This window comes from Okeania sp. SIO2F5 (assembly GCF_010692685.1).
GTDB classification, from domain to species: Bacteria; Cyanobacteriota; Cyanobacteriia; order Cyanobacteriales; family Microcoleaceae; genus Okeania; species Okeania hirsuta.
On record NZ_JAAHGU010000036.1, the window covers coordinates 30,545 to 37,040 of the forward strand.

Annotated in this window: 2 protein-coding genes; both read right to left on the reverse strand. The window is 39.0% G+C overall.

Translation table 11 applies throughout. The features are described 5' to 3' along the window. Window positions 1-401: 401 nt before the first annotated feature. A complete protein-coding gene (locus F6K27_RS14255; protein ID WP_287276763.1) occupies window positions 402-2,333 on the reverse strand; it encodes a S9 family peptidase in 1,932 nt (643 codons plus the stop codon). A gap of 1,344 nt (window positions 2,334-3,677) precedes the next feature. Then, a partial coding sequence (locus tag F6K27_RS14260) for an Ig-like domain-containing protein (RefSeq protein WP_287276764.1) occupies window positions 3,678-6,496 on the reverse strand: 2,819 nt, incomplete at its 5' end.

A 6,496-nucleotide genomic window follows, 5' to 3' on the forward strand; every position in this document is an offset into this window, starting at 1 on the left:
TTGCTCAATAGCCTTCTTCCCTCTTCCTTCTTCCTTACCTTCGCGCTTACAATACCGATGCTACCGGACATGATATAACCTACGATCTAATACCATTTTAATAAACAGGTGAAAAACTTAGGTTACCCTTTGGTTAGAGGTCAGAAGTGATTGGGTAATTGTCATACTCTTCCATAACTTTAATCAAGAAGTTGCACATAATAAACTTAAGCATTGCCTTGCTTTGAGAAACTCTATTTATATGCAGATTCATCAAGATTTGGTATTAGGTAAAATCTTGTTACCTACAACCTAAAACCTAAAACCTAAAACCTACCACCTTCTATAAGATTTTGCATTAGGTAAAATGTCGTTACCTACAACCTAAAACCTAAAACCTACCACCTACCATCTTCTTCTTCCTAGAGATTAATAATTTCTACCTCCTCTAAATTATCAGCAGGTGTAAATCCAAATACACGGGAGTAAAAATAAAATTCCCCATCTAAAGCTCGTTTAATATTCTCTGAACGACGAAACCCATGTTGTTCTTCTGGAAAGGCAACATAAGCCACTGGTAATCCTTTTTGCTTTAAAGCTTCTAACATTATTTCTGCTTGATTTGGTGGCACAATTTTATCTTCTAAACCTTGGAAAAAAATTACAGGACAAGACAAAAGCTCAGTAAAATGAATAGGCGATCGCTGTTTGTATAAATCTTTTTTTTCAGGATAAGGCCCAATCAATCCATCTAAATAACGAGATTCAAATTTATGAGTATCTGTGGCTAAAGCCTCTAGATTGCTAACTCCATAATAACTAGCACCAGCCTTAAAAACATCCTTAAAAGTTAACGCACATAAAGTAGTATAACCTCCTGCACTACCACCAGAAATAGCCATACGATTACTATCAACTAAACCCCGTTTAGCTAAATATTGAGCGCCATTAACACAATCATCAACATCAACAATTCCCCAGTTATCTTTTAGTCTTTGCTGATACTCTCGTCCATAGCCAGTGCTACCTCCATAATTAACATCAAGTAGGGCAAAACCACGACTTGTCCAATATTGAATTTTTAAGCTTAAGCTACTAGAAGTTGCTGCTGTTGGACCACCATGACTTTTGACTAAAAGAGGTGGTTTTTCTGATGTTATTTCTGTGTAATCTTGATTAGTTGGTGGGTAAAATAAACCATAAGCAGTATTCCCATTTTCAGTAGGAAATTCTATTGATTGAGGAATAGATAAATAGCCCGAATTAATTTCTAAATCTGTAGAACGTTTTAAAATTTCAATAGCACCTGTAGATAGATTTATATTGACAATTTCAGTGGGTTTTGTGGGAGAACTTCCCAGAAAATAAACTCGCTCTCCTTTAACTTTTAAAGAACCCATAAAAGTATAGGGTATTTCTATTTGCTGTAGATGTTTTTTCGTAGCATTAAGAGTTGCTAAATGCCAAGTTCCATTTTGAGTAAAAGTGCAAATAATTTTGTTTGCTGCTGTAAAACCATAAGTAGACATTCCAAATACCCATTGTGGCATTCCAAACTCTGCATTTAAAGGATATAATGGTTCTACATTTACCATTTCAGTTCCTGAAACCCGATAAATATTCCACCATTTAGAGCGATCGCTAACAAAATATAAGATACCTTCTGGCGACCATTCCGGTTGAAAAATTGATTCTTGTTTGCCACCTGCAACTAATTGAGCTTCACCTAATAAACCATTTGCATTAATCTTAGCTACCCATAACTCAGTACCATCCCAAGGCATATTAGGATGATTCCAACTTATCCAACAAAGTCTCTTGCCATCAGGACTCAGACGTGGTGAGGCATAAAAATCATTACCCTCGACTAATATCTGAATATCTGCCTTATTTTTGATATTGATGCTAACTATCCTATTTATAGGTTCTCCACCTTGAGTATGATCTTCCTGAATACAAATTAGGCGATCGCGCTGTTTATCCATCACAGCATCAGCATAACGACAGTTTACTTCTGGAGTTAAAGGTTGAGGAGTTGCATCTGGAGTCTGGCAGTAGAGACGTTGGTCAGCAAAATTAGAAAAATAAATCCTGCCATCTGTCACCAAAAACGCACCTCCTCCGTATTCATGGACTCTGGTGCGGACATTAAAAGGTGGGGGAGTGATGTCAGTTGTCTGTCCATCTGGAGTGTGACAGACAATTACATTCCGTCCACCTTCTGAGGGTCGTCCCTCGATCCAGTAGACATCCTCACCATCAATGGCAATACTGCTAAGTCCAATTGTCCCTGCCACAATCAAATCAGCAGTGATGGGAGATTTCCAAGAGCCATAAGGTGCTATTTCTTCCATAGTTTAAAATTAATATTATAGATTATAAAGCAATATTTACTATTAATTGTGTCATTGTCAGTCACTAAATCTTAAATATTCAGTTTCATTTAATATAGGACAATATAATTTTGACTTCACTACCGCCATTCAATCTACAATATTAATACAACCCAATAATATAGAATCCGGTTATATAGTATATGTTTATAGTTCTATAATTACTTCAATTACTTCAATATTCGGCGTTGCACAGTGACAAATGATTTTAGATTTTTGATGAACAGGATTTTGGATTAATCAATTGCTAAAATGATTAATATTAGGTTTTTTACTCAAAGTCTAAACTAATTTTTGGCAATATCATTCCATAATGTGCAAACCCTAATATTCTATCTCCCCATCTCCCCTGCTGGCCTTGGTGAATCAAGCTATGAAACCTAAACTTAGCCAAATATAAAATGCTTTTCAGTTAATAGTTATACAATTTCTCCATGAAGTTGCGCTTAATAAAAGATAACAGCTATTAGTAAAATTCAGGTTTGTGTAAGAATTATTAAGCGCATTATGACAGATAAATGGTATTAGGCAATTGCCATTAAAGCACAATCATAGCCAAAATTACCAACGCCCCAAGGCTATTCTCAAGTCTTTGTTAACTCTATGATTGAATAGTCTAGGGATATTAATGGTTGGTTGGGGAGCAATTAAATACGACCGCAATATTGAGTGCGTTCGCAACACATCCTCTAGTAAACTGAATGGATGCGATCGGCTAAAAAGGAGGAATTTTTGATGTAAATCGATAATGGAAAAAATATTGAACACCTTGCCCCGTCTTACTTGAAAAATATTCAAAATTTCTCCTATAAACTGCGGAATGTGAGGTGAAAAAGTTTTTAGCTGGTGGTGCATTGTAATGGTCGTGCATTGTAATTATTTTTTTTATAGCAATGTGCGCTGGCATATTTACAAATGGCAGGAGGTGTCCAATAGCTAAAATCTTATATTATCAGCTTTTTATATCATGTCCGGTTGAATACTTAAACTTTGGAGGAGGTAAGGCAGAAGGCAGGAGGCAGGAGGCAGAAGGAAAGAAAAGGTTAGAAGGGAAAAGGTTTTTTATCACGCTATTATCCGGACATGATATTATTCCCCCAAATGAGCTGTTCCCTATTACCTGTTCCCTGCGCCAAGCGCTATACCAGACACGGTAATGCGGATATCTTGCTCCCTTCGCGGGCAGGATCTCCGCATTACCCATTGCTTATTCCTATTTACCATTACGCGAGCAGGACTACCATTTTAATACTGCCAAATTACCCCTACTTCAAATTATGCGAAGTTGTAGACTCTTCTCATTTATTAGATCAAAAAGGAATCATTGAGAGTAGTTAAGCGAGATGCTATTTGCCCTGATGTCGCAGACAAATTTTCTAGAGTAACTAAAAGTTGATCGTTCCAGAAAATAGAAATGTTGTCTCCAACAGGATTGATTGTTAAGTTCTGTTCATCAGTAGTCAGTCCATCAGCTAATACGAGGAAGTCTTGATTGATATCGAAGTCGGTGATGATATCTGCTCCTTGGTTAAGGTTGATTAGGAAGCGATCGCTACCACTACCTCCAGTGACAGTATCATCACCTTCCCCACCACTCAAGAAGTCGTCACCTGCTTCTCCAAGGAGAGAATCATTTCCTGACGATCCAAACAAGCTGTCGTTATCTTCACCACCTAACATTGTGTCATTACCATCTTCACCAAACAATTGATCCTCACCTTGATTGCCAAACATGAGGTCGTCTCCTGTGCCACCAAACAACTCGTCTTGCTGGCCTTGTGTGCCAACTGCTGCTACAAGTTCGGGGTTATCTCCATAGAGAGTATCATTACCTTCATCGCCACAGAGAGTATCATTACCTTGATCGCCAAACATAAGGTCATCTCCTAGCTGACCATATATTAAGTCATCACCCTTACCACCTCGTGAAGTATCATTGTCTTCACCACTAAGGATAGTATCTGCAGCATAGTTACCACTGAGGAAGTCATTTCCGGCACCACCAGAAATCAAGTCTTTTCCTAATACATCAGGATCGGTAACACTATTGTTGCCACCATAGATTGTGTCATCTCCTTCCTCCCCTAACAACGTATCGTCTCCTTGGTCGCCAAACATGGAATCATCATCCTTACCACCATAGATAAAGTCATTTTGTTTACCACCGTACATGACATCGTTTCCACGACTGCCTTGCATGACATCGTTACCTCGACCGCCATAAACAGAATCTTCTCCTACTTCCTCTTCTGATAAATTTGAACTAGGGTCACCAACAATTTGATCGTCACCATTTTCACCCATGAGTAAATCGTTCCCCTCCTGTCCGAAAAGAGTATCTGAGTCTTTTCCACCACGGACTTCATCGTTATCCTTACCACCCATGAGTACATCATTGTGACGGTTGCCGTTGAGGGAGTCATTACCCCTTCCACCATTCATAGTATCGCTACCAGTAAAGTCTTTGTCAGTACCACCAGCGGTACCACCCCAAAGAACGTCGTTATCTTTGTCACCTAGAACAAGATCGTTGCCTATATCACCCCAGATTAGATCATTTTCCTTACCACCACGAACTATATCGTCTTCTTTACCAGAGTTAATAACATCATTTTGTTCTTTGCCATTAACAAAATCTTCTCCACGGTTAGAAAAAATTCGATCTTCACCCTCACCACCATAAATAATATCATTGTTATCACCACCTTCTACTGTGTCATTTCCACCCAAGGCATCAAAAGGTTGTCTGATGCTGATATTTGTAATCAATTCACTTGCTTCTGTACCGAAGAATAACTCCTCAAATAGATTGGTTTCGTCGATAACTATAGAGGGTAAAATAGGTAAATCTACAAGTTCTATAGTTGGAGGAGGAGGACATGAACGATCTTCATTTATAGGAGTTGGTTCTGGAGTTGGTTCTGGAGTTGGTTCTGGAGTTGGTTCTGGAGTTGGTTCTGGAGTTGGTGCTGGAGTTGGTGCTGGAGTTGGTGCTGGAGTTGGTGCTGGAGTTGGTTCCGGAGTTGGTTCCGGAGAATCAACAACATCAATAGAAATATCAGCAGGTGCTAAAGGGTTACCATCAAGGTCATTAGCTACATAAGGAATACTCACAACTCCAGTAAACCCGGATACGGGAGTGAAAGTCACATTACCATCATCATCTACTACTTCAAAGGTACCTTGCTCTGGTACTTCTAAGGTGGTCTGAATTCCTGGAGTATCTGGGTTGAGGTCAATAGAAGCTAGGTCTATAGGAGTATCGTTCTCAGCGATATTCAGAGTTACAGGAGTATCAATAACAGTTCTGGCACTGTCATCCTCTAGCTCGCCAACAATATTAATAGAAATATTAGCAGGGTCTAAAGGATTACCATTAGGGTCATTCGCTACATAAGGAATGTTCACCTGTCCTATAAACCCTGGAGAAGGAGTGAATGTCACATTACCATCATCATCTACTTCAAAGGTACCTTGCTCTGGTATTTCTAATGTTTTCTCAATTTCTGGAGTCTCTGGGTTGAGGTCAATAGAAGTCAGGTCTATAGGAGTATCGTTATCAGCGATATTCAGAGTTACAGGAGTATCAATAACTGTTGTGGCACTGTCATCCTCTAGGTCGCCGACAACATCAATAGAAATATTGGCAGGTGGTAAAGAATTACCATTAGGGTTATTGGCCACATAAGGAATACTCACAACTCCTATAAACCCTGGAGAAGGAGTGAAAGTTACATTACCTTGATCATCTACTTCAAAGGTACCTTGATCATCTACTTCTAAGGTGGTCTGAATTCCTGGAGTCTCTGGGTTGAGGTCAATAGAAGTCAGGTCTATAGGAGTATCGTTATCAGCGATATTCAGAGTTACAGGAGTATCAATAGGAGTTGTGGCACTGTCATCCTCTAGGTCGCCGACAACATCAATAGAAATATTGGCAGGTGGTAAAGAATTACCATTAGGGTCATTAGCTACATAAGGAATACTTACAACTCCAGTAAACCCGGATACGGGAGTGAATGTGACATTACCATCATCATCTACTTCAAAGGTACCTTGATCTGGTATTTCTAATGTTTTCTCAATTTCTGGAGTATCTGGGTTGAGGTCAATAGAATCTAGGT

What these genes read in the sequence shown, in the direction of transcription:
- F6K27_RS14255 (WP_287276763.1), bottom strand. Translation starts at nt 2,333, where the DNA reads ATGGAAGAAATAGCACCTTATGGCTCTTGGAAATCTCCCATCACTGCT.